The 17,931-nt window shown below is 70.1% G+C and carries 19 protein-coding genes; 10 read left to right on the top strand and 9 right to left on the bottom strand.

The annotated features are described in order from the left end of the window. Nucleotides 1–101 precede the first annotated feature (101 nt). Together ACFWJW_RS15255 and ACFWJW_RS15250 are read left to right on the top strand one after the other, a co-directional pair. The gene (locus tag ACFWJW_RS15255) at nt 102–1,106 is read left to right on the top strand and encodes an aldo/keto reductase (protein WP_387240188.1); all 1,005 of its coding nucleotides are present in this window, start codon (nt 102–104) and stop codon (nt 1,104–1,106) included. A gap of 568 nt (nt 1,107–1,674) precedes the next feature. Then, entirely contained in the window at nt 1,675–2,262 is a 588-nt protein-coding gene (locus ACFWJW_RS15250; RefSeq protein ID WP_387240185.1) for a TetR family transcriptional regulator, read from the top strand. Between the two features lie 225 nt (nt 2,263–2,487). On the opposite strand, the gene ACFWJW_RS15245 is transcribed toward ACFWJW_RS15250, so the two are convergent. The 6 genes from ACFWJW_RS15245 to ACFWJW_RS15220 form a co-directional block, all read right to left on the bottom strand. Next, nucleotides 2,488–2,988, bottom strand: coding sequence for a DUF1772 domain-containing protein (locus tag ACFWJW_RS15245; protein ID WP_387240182.1), 501 nt, complete (start codon nt 2,986–2,988; stop codon nt 2,488–2,490). Between the two features lie 89 nt (nt 2,989–3,077). Beyond that, nucleotides 3,078–3,440, bottom strand: a complete 363-nt coding sequence (locus tag ACFWJW_RS15240) for a winged helix-turn-helix transcriptional regulator (RefSeq protein WP_387240179.1) — start codon at nt 3,438–3,440, stop codon at nt 3,078–3,080. A 97-nt stretch (nt 3,441–3,537) separates the two neighbouring features. Then, complete coding sequence (locus ACFWJW_RS15235; protein ID WP_042154618.1) at nt 3,538–3,741, bottom strand: SCO3870 family protein; 204 nt, start codon at nt 3,739–3,741, stop codon at nt 3,538–3,540. A gap of 282 nt (nt 3,742–4,023) precedes the next feature. Next, nucleotides 4,024–5,115: an endonuclease/exonuclease/phosphatase family protein gene (locus tag ACFWJW_RS15230; RefSeq protein WP_387240176.1), complete on the bottom strand. Its 1,092-nt coding sequence runs from the start codon at nt 5,113–5,115 to the stop codon at nt 4,024–4,026. 144 nt (nt 5,116–5,259) lie between these two features. Continuing rightward, the gene (locus ACFWJW_RS15225; RefSeq protein ID WP_387240280.1) at nt 5,260–5,898 is read right to left on the bottom strand and encodes a response regulator; all 639 of its coding nucleotides are present in this window, start codon (nt 5,896–5,898) and stop codon (nt 5,260–5,262) included. 8 nt (nt 5,899–5,906) lie between these two features. Further along, nucleotides 5,907–7,133 carry a sensor histidine kinase gene (locus tag ACFWJW_RS15220; RefSeq protein WP_387240173.1) on the bottom strand — a complete coding sequence of 409 codons (1,227 nt, stop codon included), beginning with the start codon at nt 7,131–7,133 and terminating at the stop codon, nt 5,907–5,909. 174 nt (nt 7,134–7,307) lie between these two features. On the opposite strand from ACFWJW_RS15220, the gene ACFWJW_RS15215 reads away from it, so the two are divergent. Continuing rightward, nucleotides 7,308–7,874: a hypothetical protein gene (locus ACFWJW_RS15215; RefSeq protein WP_387240170.1), complete on the top strand. Its 567-nt coding sequence runs from the start codon at nt 7,308–7,310 to the stop codon at nt 7,872–7,874. 657 nt (nt 7,875–8,531) lie between these two features. Here ACFWJW_RS15215 and ACFWJW_RS15210 read toward each other — a convergent pair. Further along, on the bottom strand, nt 8,532–9,914 hold the full coding sequence (locus tag ACFWJW_RS15210) for a glycine--tRNA ligase (RefSeq protein WP_387240167.1): 1,383 nt from the start codon (nt 9,912–9,914) through the stop codon (nt 8,532–8,534). A 210-nt stretch (nt 9,915–10,124) separates the two neighbouring features. Here ACFWJW_RS15210 and ACFWJW_RS15205 point away from each other — a divergent pair, with 210 nt between their 5' ends. The 4 genes from ACFWJW_RS15205 to ACFWJW_RS15190 all read left to right on the top strand — a co-directional run bounded on the left by ACFWJW_RS15205 (nt 10,125) and on the right by ACFWJW_RS15190 (nt 13,458). Next, nucleotides 10,125–11,087: a metal ABC transporter substrate-binding protein gene (locus ACFWJW_RS15205; protein ID WP_387240164.1), complete on the top strand. Its 963-nt coding sequence runs from the start codon at nt 10,125–10,127 to the stop codon at nt 11,085–11,087. A 32-nt stretch (nt 11,088–11,119) separates the two neighbouring features. Then, nucleotides 11,120–11,899, top strand: a complete 780-nt coding sequence (locus tag ACFWJW_RS15200) for a metal ABC transporter ATP-binding protein (RefSeq protein WP_387240161.1) — start codon at nt 11,120–11,122, stop codon at nt 11,897–11,899. A 79-nt stretch (nt 11,900–11,978) separates the two neighbouring features. Beyond that, nucleotides 11,979–12,878, top strand: coding sequence for a metal ABC transporter permease (locus tag ACFWJW_RS15195; RefSeq protein WP_387240158.1), 900 nt, complete (start codon nt 11,979–11,981; stop codon nt 12,876–12,878). A 151-nt stretch (nt 12,879–13,029) separates the two neighbouring features. Further along, the gene (locus ACFWJW_RS15190) at nt 13,030–13,458 is read left to right on the top strand and encodes a Fur family transcriptional regulator (RefSeq protein WP_085927078.1); all 429 of its coding nucleotides are present in this window, start codon (nt 13,030–13,032) and stop codon (nt 13,456–13,458) included. Nucleotides 13,459–13,536: 78 nt separating this feature from the next. Here the strand turns inward: ACFWJW_RS15190 and ACFWJW_RS15185 are convergent, their stop codons facing one another. Beyond that, a complete protein-coding gene (locus ACFWJW_RS15185; RefSeq protein ID WP_387240155.1) occupies nt 13,537–14,355 on the bottom strand; it encodes an isoprenyl transferase in 819 nt (272 codons plus the stop codon). 57 nt (nt 14,356–14,412) lie between these two features. Next, complete coding sequence (gene recO / locus ACFWJW_RS15180; RefSeq protein ID WP_042154633.1) at nt 14,413–15,159, bottom strand: DNA repair protein RecO; 747 nt, start codon at nt 15,157–15,159, stop codon at nt 14,413–14,415. Nucleotides 15,160–15,688: 529 nt separating this feature from the next. Here recO and ACFWJW_RS15175 point away from each other — a divergent pair. The 3 genes from ACFWJW_RS15175 to ACFWJW_RS15165 are packed head-to-tail and all read left to right on the top strand — an operon-like array spanning nt 15,689 to nt 17,909. Next, nucleotides 15,689–17,119 (top strand): ATP-binding protein, encoded by a 1,431-nt coding sequence (locus tag ACFWJW_RS15175; protein ID WP_387240152.1) that lies wholly within the window; start codon nt 15,689–15,691, stop codon nt 17,117–17,119. A 2-nt stretch (nt 17,120–17,121) separates the two neighbouring features. Further along, nucleotides 17,122–17,550, top strand: coding sequence for a roadblock/LC7 domain-containing protein (locus tag ACFWJW_RS15170; RefSeq protein ID WP_042154637.1), 429 nt, complete (start codon nt 17,122–17,124; stop codon nt 17,548–17,550). Then, nucleotides 17,547–17,909 (top strand): DUF742 domain-containing protein, encoded by a 363-nt coding sequence (locus tag ACFWJW_RS15165; RefSeq protein WP_387240149.1) that lies wholly within the window; start codon nt 17,547–17,549, stop codon nt 17,907–17,909. The genes ACFWJW_RS15170 and ACFWJW_RS15165 overlap by 4 nt, the downstream gene beginning before the upstream one ends. Nucleotides 17,910–17,931: the final 22 nt, after the last annotated feature.

The raw sequence follows: 17,931 nt of genomic DNA, 5'->3' as shown, positions 1-17,931 counted from the left end.
TCTGTCAGTCGTCATGCCATGCTGGGTGCACGGCAGCCGTACTCCGTCCCCCTCCTCCCTCCATCCCCTCTCACTCCCCTCATCACCTTCAGGAGCACACAGTGCAGACCCGCACCCTGGGCACCACCGGCCCGCAGACCTCCGCCCTCGGCCTCGGCTGCATGGGCATGTCCGCCCTCTACGGCGACAGCGACCGCGGCGAATCCCTCGCCACCGTGCACGCCGCCCTCGACGCGGGCATCACCCTGCTCGACACCGGCGACTTCTACGGCATGGGACACAACGAACTGCTGATCAACGAAGCGCTGCGCACCGCCCCCGCGGCGGCTCGCGAAAAGGCGCGGATCAGCGTGAAGTTCGGCGCCCTGCGCACCGTCGAGGGCGGCTTCACCGGCTACGACGGCCGGCCGAACGCGGTGAAGAACTTCGCCGCGTACTCCCTCCAGCGCCTGGGCACCGACCACATCGACATCTACCGGATCGCCCGGGTCGATCCGGACGTCCCGATCGAGGAGACCGTCGGCGCCATCGCCGAGCTGGTCGAGGCCGGCCATGTCCGCCACATCGGCCTGTCCGAGGTGGGCGCGCAGACCCTGCGCCGGGCCGCCGCCGTGGCCCCGATCTCCGACCTCCAGATCGAGTACTCCCTCCTCTCCCGGGGCATCGAGGAGGCGATCCTGCCGACCGCCCGCGAGCTGGGCATCGGCATCACCGCCTACGGGGTCCTGTCCCGTGGCCTGATCAGCGGCCACTTCACCCGCGACCGCAAGCTCGCCGCGAATGACTTCCGGGGTATGAGCCCGCGCTTCCAGGGCGAGAACCTCGACCGCAATCTCGACCTGGTGGATGCGCTGCGCAAGATCGCCGACCAGAAGGGCGTCTCGGTCGCCCAGACCGCCATCGCCTGGGTGCTCTCCCGCGGCGCGGACATCGTCCCGCTGGTCGGCGCCCGCCGCCGCGACCGGCTGACCGAGGCCCTCGGCGCCCTGGACATCACCCTGGACGCCGACGATCTGACCGCGATCGAGCACGCCATCCCGGCCGGCGCCGCCGCCGGCGACCGCTATCCCAGCGAGCAGATGGCCCACCTGGACAGCGAGCACTGACGAAGACTGACGAGGGCTGACGAAGACTGAAGAAGGGGGAGGCGGAGCACTGTGAACGGGGACTACTGCGGGAGGTCACCGCCGGGCCGGCGCCACCATCGAGCGGCGGTCCCATTGGGCGGAGCACCCGTCGGACGGCGCTCTCATCGGGCGGGCGCTCCCGTCGAGCGGGCGCTCTCATCGGGCAGAGCTCCCATCGGGCGGCGCCTTCATCGGGCGGGCGCTCCCATCGGGCGGCGGAGCTCCCATGGGGCGGGCGCTCCCGTCGAGCGGAGCTCCCATCGGGCGGAGCCATCACGGGGCTACCGGGCGCACACCGGCCCCGGCGGACCACCGAGCCGGCGGCCCCCGAGCCATCGGACCACCGAGCCCTCGGGGCATGCGGGCCACCGGGGCAAACGCGCTACCGGCCATGCGGCCACCGCAGCGGGTACGGGGCGCGGCCAGGTACCGTCCGTACGTAACACCGTCCCCGCTCCATCCCTCCCCGACGCCGCGCCGTCGCCGCCCGGTCCCGCCCCGTCGCCGCCGCGTGACCGTCCGTCCTCCCGAAAGGCCGACCCGCCGCATGCCCCCCGAAACGTTGACCCCAGAGCGCATCCTCGAAGCCACCGAGGAGGTGCTGCGCCGGTACGGCCCGGCCAAGGCCACGGTCGTCGATGTGGCACGGGCCCTGGGCGTCAGCCACGGCAGCGTCTACCGCCACTTCCGTACGAAGGCGGCGCTGCGGGAGGCGGTCACGGCACGCTGGCTGGACCGTACGAGCCAGGAACTGTCGGTCATCGTCACGGCGGAAGGGCCGGCTCCGGAGCGGCTGGACCGCTGGCTGACCGCCCTCTTCGAAGCCAAGCGGCACAAGGCCGGCGACGATCCCGAACTGTTCGCCACATACATGACGTTGATCGGGGAGAGCGGCGGCGTGGTCGAGCGCCATGTCACCGACCTCGAATCCCAGCTGACCTCCATCATCGAAGCCGGTGTCAGCCAGGGCGACTTCCACACCCCCTCCCCCGCCACCACCGCCCGCGCCGTCTTCGACGCCACCGGCCGTTTCCACGACCCGTGTTACGCCCCCGAGTGGTCCCGTCCCGGGATCACCACCGACTTCGAGGCCGTCCGCGACCTGGTCCTGCGCGGCCTGCGCACGGATGCCTGAGCAGGAACAACACCTGCGCTGACGGGGCAGCACACCGCAGGGGCAGGGACTGGCCACGGACTGGCCTCCGGGCCAGGCGCACCCCTGCCGTGACGGACGGGGTGCGGGACCGGGCGGGTACGGGACCGAACCGGCGCAGGACCGGACCGGCGCAGGCCCAGACCGGCCCAGGACCGGACGGCCCCCTGGCGGATGCCATCCGCCCCGCTCCCCGCTCCCTGCCCGCTACACCACCCCCGCCGTGCCGTGCAGAAAGAGGGCCCAGGCGAGGAGGCCGAAGGCTGCGGTGTGCAGGAGGGCGCGGATGGTGTTCCAGGTGACCCAGCGGCCCTCGAAGGCGGACCGGGCGGCCGCGGTCCGGTGGTCGTCTCCCGTATCGGCCTTGTCGAGGGCGTTGTTGAGCGGGACGTTGACACCGCTGGTGACGAAGAAACCCGCCAGGTAGAGCACCAGCGCGGCGAGAACCCAGGGCAGGGCCACCCGTCCGTGGCCGTTCCAGGCCAGAACCGTGGCCAGGACCAGCAAGGGGATCGGCAGCAGAAAGGGGATCAGGAACCAGCCGTTGAGGATGGCCCGGTTGATGTGCTGCATGGCCTGGACGAAGGTGCGGTCGGCGGAGCGGGCCAGACCGGGCATCACCGCGTAGGCGAAAGCGGCGAAGAGTCCGGCCATCAGGCCCGCGCCGAGCGTCGCGACCAGCAGCGTGGCGGTCTGCAAGGCCCTCATGGCTCCTCCGTGTGCGCTACGCGATGCGATCCGTGAGCCGACCCTACCGAGCACATCCCCGGAAACCGTCCCACCGGGAGGAGCTGCGATCAGGTCTGTTCCCCGCCGCCCGCCCGGGAGCGCTCGGCCAGCTCCGCGGCCCACCCGTCCGACCAGCGGACGAGGGGGCGAAGGGCCCGGTGGGCGTCCTTGCCGAGGGCGGTGAGCGCGTACTGGCCCTCCGGCGTCTGCTCCACCAGGCAGGCGTCGACCAGTTCGAGCAGGCGTTGACGCAGCACGCTGGAGGACATGTTGTCGCACCGTTGCTGAAGGGAGCGGAAGCCCAGGGAGCCTTCCTTCAGCTCCCAGACGACGCGCAGCGTCCACCGCCGGCCGAAGAGGTCGAGTGCGGCCATCAGCGGCCGCCCCGTGGTCGAGCCACGGACGGGCCGTCCCGGTGTCGGCGATGCCATGGGCGGTTCCTCCTCCGGACGTTCCCCGGTGATGGCGATCATCGCACGCGACGGGCGCCGGGGCAGCTGCCCCGGCGCCCGTCGGCAGCGGTGGAACTCAGTCCGAGCTCTGCTGGCGGTAGCGGACCCACGTCACGACCGTCAGGCACGCAGTGGTCCACATCAGGACGCTGGTAGTGGCCACGGATTCGACGTACGGCTCGTAACCGTTCGCGCGCAACTGGACCGCGAGGACGCCCAGCACCGTCCCTAGCGCCGCAAGCGCGGCGGACAGAGAAGCGAACGGAGGCTGCTGTCTCATGTCATCTCCTTTTGAGCTGTGAGCCGGCAGGGTGATCATCAAGTCTATGTAACGAGCGCCCGCCCAGGGCCGGTTGTGTCGCGATCGACGTCAACCCACCGCGCACGCCCACCACCTGACCCGCCATGCTCCGCCGAAAGCGCCTGAGGCGGCGCGGCCGCGAATCGCCCGCCCGGCGGTCGAAACTCGCCGCCTGGCGGGCGCTGCACGGCGAACTCGCCCGGAGCCCGGGCCCGGGGCCCGCCGTGCCACCTGGCTGCCACTACAGGTCGAGTCCGGCGACTACAGGTCGAGTTCGGCGACGATGGCAGCGTGGTCGGAAGCCTGGTCGCCGGGCCCGGACACGGTGTCGAACGGGGTGCCGAACTCGAAGATCCCACGCCGCTCCACCTCGACCTTGTCCACCTTGGCGAACAGTTGCGGCGAGAACATCAGGTAGTCGATCTTGTCGCTGGGACTCGTGCACTTCCCGTGGGTGCCGGGCGGCCCCTCGTAACTGTGGTGCGTCATCGCGTCCTTCAGGCTGGTGGCCTCGAGGAACGCGAGCGGCGGGCTGCCCGGGGTGTCGTTGAGGTCCCCGGCGACCACGACATGGGCCGAGCGCTTGAGCGCGGCCCGGTAGAGCTGGGCGACGCGCTCGCCCTGGAGCTTGCGCTTGTCGGCGCCCCCGCCACCGAGCTTGCTCTTGAAGTGGTTCCCGAGGAGCCAGAGCGGCTCGCCATCGATGTCGATCTCGAATTCCGGGCAGTCCCGGCTGAAGATTTCCCGGGAATCCTTCTTGTCGAAGATGTGCGAGCGTATGGAGGTGATCGGGTGTCGGCTGAAGATCCCCACGTCGATACCGCGAATATCGTTGCCGTCGATCAGCATGTTGAACGGATACGGCTCCACGTCGAACTGGCCCGCCAGCACCTGTTTGTTGAAGCGGTGCAGGGTGAGCCGGTCCTCGACTTCGACCGTCAGCAATATGTCGGCGTTCACCTCGGCGATCACCTTGGCGGTGTTCGTGACGGCGTCCCAGCTGAGGTCGCCCTTGACCAGTTCGGCCCAGCCGACCCAGGAGTCCCGTCCCGTAACCTCGGCCCTGACCTCGATGTTCCTGCCCTCACCCTTGAGCAGCCGGGCCTGTCCACGCGGCTCGTTCATCAGGATCGTCTGAGTGGAAATGTCCTGGGAGACATCGACGCTGTGCTTCTTGAGAAGCTCGATGATCTTCTTCTTGTCGTTGGCCGTATACGTGCCGTGATCGAGGATTTCGACAAGTTTTCTGAAGTCCTCGAGCACGGCTTCGCGTACAGGGTCGTTCCCGGCGCCGAAAACGATGGGCCTCCGGAAGAGATTTTCGCAGTTGAAAGTGGCTATGCGGATACTCATGGGCCCCTCCTCACCTACCTACTTCCGATTCTCCGGCGGTGGGGCACGGCTGTCGAACGGAGCAGCGCCGCTCCCGGAGGAGCGCGGCTCCGGGGCGTCACACACCCCCTAAGGGCTCTCCCGTCATCCCTGGCGGAACAGCCCTTAGCCCCCCATCCCCAGGAAACGCAGCACCGCCAGCACCCGTCGGTGATCGGCATCGGCCTTGGGCAGATCCAGCTTGGCCAGAATGTTGTTGATGTGCTTGGCGACCGCGCTCTCGCTCACCACCAGTTGTGCGGCGATACCCGCGTTGGAGCGGCCCTCGGCCATCAGCGCGAGCACGTCCCGCTCGCGGGCCGTCAGCCGCTCCAGCGGATCGCTCGCCCGGCGCACCAGCAGCTGCGCGACGACCTGCGGGTCCAGCGCGGTGCCGCCGCCCGCCACCCTCCGCAGCGCCTCGATGAACTCCTCGACATCCGCGACCCGCTGTTTGAGCAGATAGCCCACCCCGCTGGTGTTCGTCGCCAGCAGTTCGGCCGCGTACCGCTCCTCGACGTACTGGGAAAGCATCAACACCGCTGTGTGTGGCCACTTCTGACGGGTTGTCAGCGCCGCGCGCACACCCTCGTCCGTGAAACCGGGCGGCATCCGCACATCCACCACCGCCAGATCCGGCCGGTGCTCCTCGACCGCCGTCAGCAGCCCCTGCCCGTCCCCCACCTCGGCCGCCACCTCGAACCCGGCCATCTCCACCACCTTGACCAGCCCGATCCGCAGCAGAACGGAGTCCTCGGCGATCACGGCACGCCTCACATCGGGCACGGCAGCTCCACGCTCATCATGGTCGGGCCCCCTACGGGGCTGCTCATCCGGAAGGTTCCGTCCACGGAGCGCACGCGCTGGGCGAGCCCCTTCAGACCGCTTCCCCTGGACGGATCGGCGCCGCCCATACCGTCGTCGGCGATCACCACCCGCAGTATCCCGCCGAGCCGGGTGACCGTCACGTCCGCCCGGGTCGCCTCCCGCGCGTGCTTGGCGACATTCGTCAGCGCCTCGGAGACGACGAAGTAGGCGACGGCTTCGACGGCCGGCGCGGTCCGCTGCGGCAGCTCAGCCGGCAGATCCACCCGCAGCCGTACGGGGAGCGGCGCGCGGGCCGCGAGCCCCGACAGCGCGGCATCCAGCCCCAGTTCGTCCAGAACGGCCGGATGGAGGCCGCGCACCAGATTGTTGAGCTCCTCGATCGCGTCCTTCGCCTCGCGGTGCGCGGCATCGATGACCTGCTGCGCCTCCGCCGGCAGATCCGTGAGGGTGGCCTTGGCGAGCCCGAGGTTCAGCGCGAGGGACACCAGCCGCTGCTGTGCGCCGTCGTGCAGATCCCGCTCGATGCGCCGCCGTTCGGCGTCGGCGGCGTCCACCGCACCGGCCCGGCTCTCGGTCAGGTCCTCGACCCGCCGCGCCAGTTCGTCGGACCGGCTCACCCCCAGCACCGCCCGCCCGACCAGGATCTCCAGCCGCACCAGCCCCGCGGCCAGCGCGGGCACCGCGGCGAGCGCCAGCAGCCCCAGCACGGTGAGATAGGTGGCCGTGGTGGTGTAGCCGCGGTGCTCGATGCGCCATTGCGCCGGCGCGAGCCACACCCACACCAGAACCAGTGCCGCGGCCAGCGCCGTCAACACCAGCCCCAGCAGCAGGACTTCCAGCACGCCGAGCAGCGGACCCACCAGCCAGTGGTAGCCCAACTGCCGCTTCCCCTGCGCGAACCGCAGCCGGGGCAGCTCCACCCCGCACAGCGCCCGGAACCGCCATCGCTGCGCCTCCGTGAAGCCGTACCCGGCGATGACCAGCAGGGTCAGCGGGGCCGTCAGCAATACGGGGGCGTCGGGGGAGGCCCCGGTCACCGTGTCGGCCAGCAGGGACAGCGCCCACCAGGACAGCAGCACCGGGACGAGATGCAGCGGCACCCCGGCGGCGGCGAAAGCGAGGTCGCGCCGCATACGGACGAGAGCCCGGCGCTGCCGGGGCGGGATGGTCATGATCACACCGTATGGGGCCGGTGATGGGGCGGCCATGACGGCAATGTCCGTACCGGGGGTGTAGCTGGTGCCACCCCAAGTCGGACAGCGACGTTACTGACGGAAGGCGCCCGAAACCGGAGTGTTGATCACGAGCCCGACGGCCGGGTTCACGACTCCGAAAGCGACCCTTCCATGACCCTGCTCGCCTACAACTCGCCTGCCACGCACGCCAGTTGCTCCCGTCGCGGCATCTCCACCGGTCCGGCGCGAATCGTCACCGGACGTCGCCGACAGTCCGGAACCCTGACCGCCACCGGAGGCCGCCGGCAGTCCAGGCTCCTGACCGCCACCGGACGTCGGCGGCATTCCAGGATCCTCACCGACACCGGACGTCGCCGGCTGGGCAGGATCCTGACCGGCGCCGGCCTCGTCCTCCTCCCCTGGCTCGGCTACCTCGCCGGCACCCTCCCGCCCGCCGAGGCCGCAGCCTGGGTCACGCTCGACACCCTGGAGGCCGCCGCCCTCCTCCTCACCGGCACCCGCCTCCTGCGCGGCGGCCCCCGCCACCGCACCCCCGCAGCCGCCGCGGCCCTCCTGCTCCTCACCGACGCCTGCCTCGACCTGGCCACCGCCGCCCCCGGCACGGAACTGACCACCGCCCTCGCCATGGCCATCGGAGCGGAACTCCCCCTGGCAACGCTGTGCGCGACACTGGCCGCCCGCGCGGCACACCCGGCCGCCGCTCCGCAGTCGCGTTGAAAACGCCGACGCTCCATACGCCTAGGGGCCGACCGAACAAAACCCGTAGGGGCCCCATGCGCCCCCTGCGGGCCACAACGCGGCGGGCATAACGGCGTATTCCCGCTGCCCCGCTGCCCCGCTGCCCCGCAACGACGCCCAGCCCACGCGGCCACCTCACGCTACGAGCACACAAAAGCGCCGACCAGGCCCGGAATTCCCAGCCCGACCGGCGCTTGAGGTCACCCGCAGGGGCACCACCCCGCAACGCAAACACGCAACGCCGGCCGGCCCCAGAACACCCAGCCCGACCGGCACTTGAGGTCACACGCAGGGGCCCCGCCCCGCGAACCACCGCCCCGCGAACCCCCGCAACGCGCACACGCAAAAACGCCGGCCGGCCCCGGAATACCCGAGCCCGACCGGCGCTTGAGGTCACCCGCAGGGGCACCACCCCGCAACGCAAACACGCAACGCCGGCCGGCCCCAGAACACCCAGCCCGACCGGCGCTTGAGGTCACCCGCAGGGGCACCGCCCCGCGAACCCCCGCAACGCGAACCACCGCAACGCGCACACGCAAAAACGCCGGCCGGCCCCGGAATACCCGAGCCCGACCGGCGTTTGAGGTCACCGCAGGGGCGCAGCCCCGTGGGAAAGCGGCCCCGCCCCGTGAGGGATCAGCAGCCGAGGAGGCGCGCCCCCAGGTACGACTGGATCTGGTCCAGGCTGACCCGCTCCTGCTTCATGGTGTCGCGCTCGCGCACGGTCACCGCGTTGTCGTCGAGGGTGTCGAAGTCGACGGTGACGCAGAACGGCGTGCCGATCTCGTCCTGGCGGCGGTAGCGGCGGCCGATCGCGCCCGCGTCGTCGAACTCGATGTTCCAGTTCTTGCGCAGGTCCGTGGCCAGCCCCTTCGCCTTGGGCGACAGCTGCGGGTTGCGGGACAGCGGCAGCACCGCGACCTTGACCGGCGCCAGGCGCGGGTCGAGGCGCATGACGGTGCGCTTCTCCATCTTGCCCTTGGCGTTGGGCGCCTCGTCCTCGATGTACGCGTCGAGCATGAAGGCGAGCATCGCGCGGTTCACACCGGCCGCCGGCTCGATGACGTAGGGGGTCCAGCGCTCGCCGGCCTCCTGGTCGAAGTACGAGAGGTCCTGGCCGGACGCCTTGGCGTGCGCCGACAGGTCGTAGTCGGTGCGGTTGGCCACGCCCTCCAGCTCGGAGAACTCGGTGCCGCCGAAGTTGAAGCGGTACTCGATGTCGGCGGTGCGCTTGGAGTAGTGCGAGAGCTTCTCGGCCGGGTGCTCGTACCAGCGGATGTTCTCCTCGCGGATGCCGAGGTCGCGGTACCAGTTCCACCGCTCGGCCATCCAGTACTCCTGCCACTTCTCGTCCTCGCCCGGCTTGACGAAGAACTCCATCTCCATCTGCTCGAACTCGCGGGTCCGGAAGATGAAGTTGCCGGGCGTGATCTCGTTGCGGAAGGACTTGCCCATCTGCGCGATGCCGAACGGCGGCTTCTTGCGGGAAGTCTGCTGCACCTGGGCGAAGTTGGTGAAGATGCCCTGGGCGGTCTCGGGACGCAGGTAGGCGACCGAGGCGGTGTCCTGGGACGGGCCGAGGTGGGTGGAGAGCAGGCCGGAGAACTGCTTGGGCTCGGTGAAGCCGCCCTTGTTGCCGCAGTGGGGGCAGTTGACGTCGGCGAGGCCGTTCTCGGGGAGCCGTCCGTGCTTCGCCTCGTACGCCTCCTCCAGGTGGTCCGCGCGGAAGCGCTTGTGGCAGGAGGTGCACTCGGTGAGCGGGTCGGTGAAGGTGGCGACGTGGCCGGACGCCTGCCAGACCTCGGGGGCCAGGATCACCGACGAGTCGATGCCGACGACGTCTTCGCGCGAGGTGACCATGGCGCGCCACCACTGGCGCTTGATGTTCTCCTTGAGCTCGACGCCCAGGGGACCGTAGTCCCAGGCAGCGCGGGAGCCGCCGTAGATCTCACTGCACGGATAGACGAAGCCACGGCGCTTGCTCAGGCTGACGATGGTATCGATCTTGTCGGCGGCCACGGTGCTCTCTTCATTACGACGACGAACGATGGATGGGCGGCGCCCTAGCGTCTCAATGAGGGGTGCTGGTCAAAAGACGGGCGGGCGAATAGTTCAGGGTACCGGCGGCCGTACCCCCCGGATCAAATCGGTTCCGGCCCGTTGTCGCCCCGCTCACACCACCCCATCCGCTGTTGACAATCGTTTCCAATATTGTTGAAAATGAGTGTCATGAACATACGCCGTCCCATATCCACCGCGACCCTCGCCGGAGTCTCGGTGCTCGGCCTGCTGGCCCTCTCCGCCTGCTCCCCCTCGGGCGGCGCCCGGACCGAGGACGGCAAGCTGAGGGTGACAGCGTCCTTCTATCCCATGGAATTCCTCGCCCGGCAGATCGGCGGGAAGCACATCGAGGTGACCGACCTCACCAAGCCGGGGGTCGAGCCGCACGACCTGGAGCTCTCCCCGAAGCAGACCGCCCAGCTCGGCGAGTCCGGCGCGATCGTCTACCTCAAGGGCCTCCAGCCCGCCGTGGACGCCGCCGTCGAGCAGTCCGGCGCCGAGCACGTCGCCGACGCGGCGGCCCTCACCTCCCTCGAAGAGCACGGCACCGAGGTCGACGGCCACCACCACACCACCGGCGACAACCACTCGCACTCGGAGTCCGAGGGCGGCAAGGACCCGCACCTCTGGCTCGACCCGGTGAAGTACGCCGAGGTCGCCAAGGGCGTCAACAAGACCCTCGCCAAGGCCGACCCGAAGCACCAGGCCGACTACCAGAAGAACACCGACGCCCTGGTGAAGAAGCTGGACGGGCTGAACACCGAGTTCAAGAACGGCCTGAAGAAGCGGTCGTCCGACACCTTCCTCACCACCCACGCCGCCTTCGGCTACCTCGCCGAGCGCTACGGCCTCACCGAGGAGGCCATCAGCGGACTCGACCCCGAGTCCGAGCCCAGCGCCAAGCGCATCAAGGACCTGCACACCCTCGCCAAGGAGCACCACGTCTCCACGGTCTTCTTCGAGACCATCGCCAACCCCGCCACCGCCAAGGCCCTGGCCGGCGACCTCCACCTGAAGACCGATGTCCTGGACCCGCTGGAGGGGATCAACGCCAAGTCCCGCGGCAAGGACTACTTCGGTGTGCAGCGCGCGAACCTCGCCGCGCTTCAGAAGGCGCTCGGCAGCAAGTGACGGACACCGCACCGCACGTGACGGAGGCCCCCATGAACCAGCCGCCCACCCAGCCGGTGATCGACCTGCGCGGGGCGACCGCCTCGCTGGGCGCCCGCCCCGTGCTGCGCGGTGTCGACCTCACCGTGCACTCCGGCGAGGTCGTCGCGCTGCTCGGCGCCAACGGCTCCGGCAAGTCCACCGCCGTGCGCTCCGTGATCGGCCAGGTCCCGCTCACCGGCGGTGAGCTGGCCCTCTTCGGCACGGACTTCCGGCGGTTCCGGCAGTGGGCCCGGATCGGCTATGTCCCGCAGCGCACCACCGCGGCCGGCGGCGTCCCCGCCACCGTCCGCGAGGTCGTCACGGCCGGCCGGCTGGCCCGTACGAAGCTGGGCATCCTGCGCAAGGCCGACCGGGCCGCGGTGCACCGGGCGCTGGAGCTGGTCGGCATGGCGGACCGCGCCAAGGACTCCGTCAACGCGCTCTCCGGCGGCCAGCACCAGCGGGTGCTGATCGCCCGTGCGCTGGCCGGGGAACCGGAACTGCTGATCATGGACGAGCCGATGGCCGGCGTCGACCTGGCCAGCCAGGAGGTGCTCGCCGCCGCGCTGCGCGAACAGGTCGGCCGCGGCGCCACGGTCCTGCTCGTGCTGCACGAGCTGGGCCCGCTGGAACCGCTGATCGACCGCGCGGTGGTGCTGCGGGACGGCTGTGTCGTCCACGACGGGCCGCCGCCCGAGGCCGTCGGCCAGCACGCGCTGCCCGGCCACGACCATGTCCACCCGCACGCCGACCAGGCCGCGGAACCGATCCGGACGGGGCTGCTGAGCTGATGCCGCGATCTTCGGGGGACGACCCCCGCACCCCCAGCCGACACCCGAGCACCGGCTCCCTTTCGCGAGGTGGACCGACATGGAAATCCTGAACTACGCCTTCATGCAGCGGGCCCTGATCGCCGCCCTGATCGTCGGCGTCACCGCCCCCGCCATCGGCATCTACCTCGTCCAGCGCCGCCAGGCCCTGATGGGCGACGGCATCGGCCATGTCGCGCTGACCGGCGTCGGCCTCGGCTTCCTGCTGAACACCAGCCCCATCTGGGTCGCCACCGCCGTCGCCATCGCCGGCTCGGTCGTCATGGAGCTGATCCGCTGGTACGGCAAGACCCGCGGCGATCTCGCGCTGGCCATGCTGTTCTACGGCGGTATGGCGGGCGGCGTGATGCTGATGAACCTCTCCGACGCGGGCTCCAACGCCAACCTCGGCACCTACCTCTTCGGCTCGATCACCACCGTCTCCCCGCAGGACATGACGACGATCTACGTGCTCGCCGCCCTGGTGCTGGCGATCACGATCGGGCTGCGCCGCCAGCTGTTCGCGGTGTGCCAGGACGAGGAGTTCGCCCGGGTGACCGGCCTGCCGGTGCGGCTGCTGAACCTGCTGGTCGCCGTCACCGCCGCGGTCACCGTCACCGTCGCCATGCGCGTCGTCGGTCTGCTGCTGGTCAGCGCCCTGATGGTGATCCCGGTCGCGGCCGCCCAGCAGATCAGCCGCAGCTTCGCGGTCACCTTCTCGGTGGCCGTGGCGATCGGGGTCGCGGTCACCCTGACGGGCACCACCACCTCGTACTACGTCGACGTCCCGTCCGGCGCCACGATCGTGCTGTTCGCCATCGGCCTGTTCGTGATCTTCACCGGGCTCGCCGCCCCGCTCGCGAAAAAGCGTGCAAGGGCTGCCGCGGAAGCCTCGAAGGGGTGCACTCTGGAGGTACCCGGCGACCGCTCGGCGACGGACGATGTCAGCGTGGCCGGGTGAGCACGGGCGGCAGGAAGCCGGCGACCAGCGCCGGCGACAGATGCGTGTATCGGTAAGCGTCTCCCCGGCGGGCCGGTCATCACCTGGCACAATGGCGGGACGCACGTGCAGGGGGAAGTCCTGACGTCGTAAACGTCCTAGGGAGGCAACGGTGGCGACGAGCGCGGGATCTCCGGTACGCGGCCGGTCGACGCGGCAGCGGACCGCGGTGTCGGCCGCACTCGACGAGGTCGACGAGTTCCGCAGTGCGCAGGAGCTGCACGACATGCTCAAGCACAAGGGCGACTCCGTCGGGCTGACCACCGTCTACCGGACGCTTCAGTCCCTCGCCGACGCCGGTGAGGTCGATGTGCTGCGCACCAGCGACGGCGAGGCGGTCTACCGCCGGTGCAGCACCGACGATCACCACCACCACCTGGTGTGCCGGGCCTGCGGCAAGGCCGTCGAGGTCGAGGGCCCCGCGGTGGAGAAGTGGGCCGACCAGATCGCCCGGGAGCACGGCTTCCAGGACGTCGCGCACACCATCGAGATCTTCGGGACCTGCGGCGAGTGCGCCGAGCGGGCCACCGAGAAGCAGTAGCGGCAGCACCGCGACGCAAACGCCGAAGGGCCGCCTCCGATGACCGGAGGCGGCCCTTCGCGCGTCTGCCCGCGGCCGCTACGTCGCGGACTCGCCGTCCGCCAGCTGCGCGCCACCGAACCTGCGGTCCCGCTTGGCGTACTCCAGGCACGCCTCCCACAGGTTCCGACGGTCGAAGTCCGGCCACAGAATGTCCTGGAAGACCATCTCGGCGTACGCGCTCTGCCAGATCAGGTAGTTCGAGGTCCGCTGCTCGCCCGACGGCCGCACGAAGAGGTCCACATCCGGCATGTCCGGGTAGTACATGTACTTGGCGACGGTCTTCTCATTGACCTTCGACGGGTCCAGCTTCCCGGCCCGCACATCCGCCGCGATGGCCGCCGCGGCGTCCGCGATCTCGGCCCGGCCGCCGTAATTCACGCAGAAATACAGCGTCATCGCGTCATTGTTCTTGGTCTGCTCCTGGGCGATCTGGAGCTCCTGCACGACCGACTTCCACAGCTTCGGCATCCGCCCGACCCAGCGGATACGGATACCCAGGGCGTCCATCTCGTCACGGCGGCGGCGGATCACATCGCGGTTGAAGTTCATCAGGAAGCGGACCTCGTCGGGTGACCGCTTCCAGTTCTCCGTCGAGAAGGCGTACAGCGAAAGGTTCTTCACACCCATTTCGATGCAGCCCTTGAGGACGTCCAGGACGACGCCCTCGCCGACCTTGTGGCCCTCGGTGCGCGGCAGCCCGCGCTCCTTGGCCCACCGGCCGTTGCCGTCCATGACGACCGCCACATGGTTCGGGACGAGCTCACCGGGGATCTTCGGCGGCCGGGCACCGGAAGGGTGCGGCTCGGGCGTCTCGTACGCACGTCGATTACGGCCCAGAATCCCGCGTCGTGCCATGCGGCCCACTTCTCCTAGAGGTCTTGAGAGGCGTCTTCGCCTTGAGGGTCGTGTTCGCTATTTCTCTACGTACCGGAGAGAGCGCAGGCCCCGCTCCAGATGCCAGTGCAGATACGCCGTGACGAGACCGCTGCCCTCCCGGGCATGACGGGCCTCACAGGCGTCCGCGGTCTCCCAGTCGCCGGTCAGCAGCGCACTCAGGAGCCCGATGGCCTCAGAGGAGGGTACGACGCTCCCCGGCACCCGGCAGTCACCACAGGTCACCCCGCCCGACGCGACCGAAAAGAACCGGTTGGGGCCGGGCAGCCCACATCGCGCACAGCTGTCGAAACTCGGCGCGTAGCCGTTGACGGCGAGCGAGCGCAGCAGGAACGCGTCCAGCACCAGATGCGGCTCGTGCTCCCCGCGGGCCAGCGTCCGCAGCCCGCCGACCAGCAGCAGATACTGCTGTACGGCGGGCTCGCCCTCGTGATCGGTGAACCGCTCGGCGGTCTCCAGCATGGCCGTCCCGGCCGTGTAGCGGGCGTAGTCGGTGACGATGCCGCCGCCGTACGCCGCGATCGTCTCGCTCTGCGTACACAGCGGCAGCCCGCGCCCGATCAGCTCGCTGCCGCGGGCGTAGAACTGCACATCGACATGCGAGAACGGCTCCAGCCGCGCCCCGAACTTCGACTTCGTCCGCCGCACCCCACGGGCCACCGCCCGCACCCGGCCGTGCCCCCGGGTGAGCAGCGTGATGATCCGGTCCGCCTCACCCAGCTTCTGGGTGCGCAGCACGATGCCGTCGTCGCGGAACAGACTCATGGCGCCATTCTCGCGCATGGCGGCGGGGCCGCGGTCGCCCGGCCCGCTGCGTACGCGCCCGCCCTCGATGGCCACTGTTCGCACCCATGGCGTGACGCTGCGCATTCGGGCTGCGTCATGAGATGAGCGCGACAACCGGCCGGCAGGGAAGGGCGGGGGGGGGCAGCGGCCATCGCACCCACCACCGGGGTGCGAATTCCGGGCTCCGGAACTCAAGGACCGACGGGCGGCACCGGCCCGGGGCAGGATCCCCGGTGCCGTCGAAAATTCGCATTTCACCGGCGCCTGACGGCCTTTCACCAGGCGTACACAACAGGCTCACAAAGGCCCCGCCGTCCCGCTGGATGACGGGGCCACATCACGTTATGGTCCGGGTCATCGTGGGCGGAAGGCGACCTTCCGTACTTCTCAGTCGCCCCGTGGAAGTGGCCCTCACGGCTCGTCAACTGCCCGGTAGCATCCCGTGAAGTTCGGCAACACACTGCCGTGAAGGCCGGCCGATCCCGTCAGTACCCAATTGAGGATCTCGATGACATCCATACCGGAGGCGCTGTTGTGGTGCCTCAGCGCAGGTACGGCCGCCGCCGTGGTCCTGGCGGCGCTCTCGATCCGTGCGGGCAGGCAGCGCGCCGATCTGAGAAAGCGCCTGTCCGCCGCTGAGGAACAGAACAGCGCCACGCTCCACAGCAATACGGAGCTGACGGCCCGGCTGCGCGCCACCGAGGCCGAGATCCGGCATCTGGCCGGTACCCGGCTCCCGGATCTGACGCTGGCACTGGCGCATCCCCATGTGCCCGTCCCGGGGCTGCTGGACGCGCGGTTCACCGGGTCGGAGACCGACCAGGCGCTGAACGCCGTACTGGAGCAGGTCAGCGACGCGATCACCAAGGAGCGGGCGCGGGTCGACGCCGCCGCCCAGTCCACCCTGCGCGGGGCGACCACCACCATCCAGGCGCTGCTCTACCAGCTCCAGACGGCGCTCCAGGAGATGCAGCACCGCTACGACGACCCGAACATCGCCCAGGACCTGCTGAACGCCGACTTCCTCAACGAGCAGGCGCTGCGGCGCATTCAGGCCACCGGTGTCGTGTGCGGCGCCTGGCCGGGGCTGACCCGCGAGGACTCCTACCTCGCCGAGCTGGTCGTCGGCGCCACCTCCCGGCTGCGCGGCTATGAGCGGGTGAACATCAGCAACCAGCTGCGTGACCCGATCGCCGTGGTCGCGCGGGCGGTGGAGCCGATCGCGATCACCGTGACCGAGCTGCTGGCCAACGCGCTGCACCACTCACACCGTGAACTGCCCGTCACCATCACCCTCCAGCAGGGCAATCGCGGCGCCTCGGTCATCGTCGACGACTACGGCGTCGGGATGCACGACGACGAGATCAAGGCGGCGATGGAGCTGCTGTCCGGTGACGAGGACCTGCTGCTGACCCAGCTCGGTGACCCGCCGCGGTCCGGGTTCGCGGCGGCCGGTCAGCTGGTGCGCCAGTACGGCTACGGGGTGCATGTCGAGCCGTCCCCGTACGGCGGCGTGCGGGCGGTCGTGTACATCCCGGGTGACCCCCTCCTCACCGTCCTCGACGAGAGCGCCCAGCCGATGTCCGTGATGGCTCCTCTGCCGCACCGTTCCGCGGTGCCGGATCGTTCCGCCTCCGTGCTGCCCACCGGTTCCGCGACGCCGCCTCCGGCCGCCGCGCCCGCCGCCCAGCCCGCCCCCACCGGGCAGCCCGCCGCCTCCTACGAGGCCCCCGCCCAGCCGGCCGAAGGGGAACTCCCGCGCCGGCGGCGCCGTAAGCCCATGTCCGAACCCGACGAGAGTGCCGCGCGCACCGAGTCGGCTCCGGCGCGCTCCCCGGAAGAGACCGGAACCCGCTGGGCAGCGCTCCAGCGCGGTACCGAATCCGGCCGGGCAGCCGCCCAGTCAGAACCCCCTCGCAGTCCCGAAGGGAACGCTTAGTCATGAACAGCCCCACCCGCCGCCGTGTTGCCGAGGACAAGTCCTGGGTGCTGGCACCCCTTTTGGAGCTGCCGCATGTTATTCACGCAGCCGTCATCTCCGGCGACGGATTCATCGAGGGCTCCTCACCCGGTCTGAAGCGGGACTCCGCCGAGGGTGTCGCCGCGATGATGTCCGCGCTCCAGGGTGCGGGCCGGGCCGTCACCGCGGCGTTCGCGGAGAAGGACGACACCCGGCTGCGGCAGACCGTGATCGAGTCCGATGAAGGCTTCGTCTTCGCGATACCGGCCGGCGAGAACACCTGCCTGGCCGTCTTCGCCGGCCCGGAGGTGAACATGGGTGTGGTCGCGCACCATATGCAGGTCCAGGTGACGACCCTGGGCAACAAGGTCATGAACAGCCGGGCGCGGGACCTCGGTAACCCGGTATGACCCCCCGCCAGAGCAGCGGCAGGCGCCTCGTACCGGCCTATCTGGCGACCGGCGGACGCGCCCAGCCCAGCCGCAACACCTTGGACCGGCTCACCCTGCTGCACAGCGTGGGGATGCCGATCACCAGCGAGGTACGCCCGGAGGAGCACCGCATCCTGGAGCTGCTTCAGCCCGGGGCGCTGTCTCTGGCCGAGGTCGCCGCCCACCTTCACCTGCCCGTGAGCGTGGTGAAGGTGCTGGTGGCCGACCTCGTCGACGTCGGGCGGCTGCACGCCCGTGCCCCCATCCCCGAAGCCGAGCAATTCGACCGACACATCCTGGAGAGGGTTCTCGATGGACTCCGCTCTCTCAAGTCCTAGCCCCGGCACCGGCGCGAGCACC

Origin of the sequence: Streptomyces sp. NPDC127097 (genome assembly GCF_042724075.1) — a bacterium.
Taxonomy (GTDB): Bacteria; Actinomycetota; Actinomycetes; order Streptomycetales; family Streptomycetaceae; genus Streptomyces.
The sequence above is the reverse complement of the archived record's forward strand: the minus strand, read 5'-3'. Positions and strand labels throughout refer to the sequence as shown.

What these genes read in the sequence shown, in the direction of transcription:
- ACFWJW_RS15220 (WP_387240173.1), bottom strand. Translation starts at nt 7,133, where the DNA reads ATGACCATCCCGCCCCGGCAGCGCCGGGCTCTCGTCCGTATGCGGCGC.
- ACFWJW_RS15215 (WP_387240170.1), top strand. Translation starts at nt 7,308, where the DNA reads ATGACCCTGCTCGCCTACAACTCGCCTGCCACGCACGCCAGTTGCTCC.
- ACFWJW_RS15245 (WP_387240182.1), bottom strand. Translation starts at nt 2,988, where the DNA reads ATGAGGGCCTTGCAGACCGCCACGCTGCTGGTCGCGACGCTCGGCGCG.
- ACFWJW_RS15195 (WP_387240158.1), top strand. Translation starts at nt 11,979, where the DNA reads ATGGAAATCCTGAACTACGCCTTCATGCAGCGGGCCCTGATCGCCGCC.
- ACFWJW_RS15175 (WP_387240152.1), top strand. Translation starts at nt 15,689, where the DNA reads ATGACATCCATACCGGAGGCGCTGTTGTGGTGCCTCAGCGCAGGTACG.
- ACFWJW_RS15200 (WP_387240161.1), top strand. Translation starts at nt 11,120, where the DNA reads ATGAACCAGCCGCCCACCCAGCCGGTGATCGACCTGCGCGGGGCGACC.
- ACFWJW_RS15230 (WP_387240176.1), bottom strand. Translation starts at nt 5,115, where the DNA reads ATGAGTATCCGCATAGCCACTTTCAACTGCGAAAATCTCTTCCGGAGG.
- ACFWJW_RS15185 (WP_387240155.1), bottom strand. Translation starts at nt 14,355, where the DNA reads ATGGCACGACGCGGGATTCTGGGCCGTAATCGACGTGCGTACGAGACG.
- recO (WP_042154633.1), bottom strand. Translation starts at nt 15,159, where the DNA reads ATGAGTCTGTTCCGCGACGACGGCATCGTGCTGCGCACCCAGAAGCTG.
- ACFWJW_RS15205 (WP_387240164.1), top strand. Translation starts at nt 10,125, where the DNA reads ATGAACATACGCCGTCCCATATCCACCGCGACCCTCGCCGGAGTCTCG.
- ACFWJW_RS15250 (WP_387240185.1), top strand. Translation starts at nt 1,675, where the DNA reads ATGCCCCCCGAAACGTTGACCCCAGAGCGCATCCTCGAAGCCACCGAG.
- ACFWJW_RS15235 (WP_042154618.1), bottom strand. Translation starts at nt 3,741, where the DNA reads ATGAGACAGCAGCCTCCGTTCGCTTCTCTGTCCGCCGCGCTTGCGGCG.
- ACFWJW_RS15240 (WP_387240179.1), bottom strand. Translation starts at nt 3,440, where the DNA reads ATGGCATCGCCGACACCGGGACGGCCCGTCCGTGGCTCGACCACGGGG.
- ACFWJW_RS15165 (WP_387240149.1), top strand. Translation starts at nt 17,547, where the DNA reads ATGACCCCCCGCCAGAGCAGCGGCAGGCGCCTCGTACCGGCCTATCTG.
- ACFWJW_RS15170 (WP_042154637.1), top strand. Translation starts at nt 17,122, where the DNA reads ATGAACAGCCCCACCCGCCGCCGTGTTGCCGAGGACAAGTCCTGGGTG.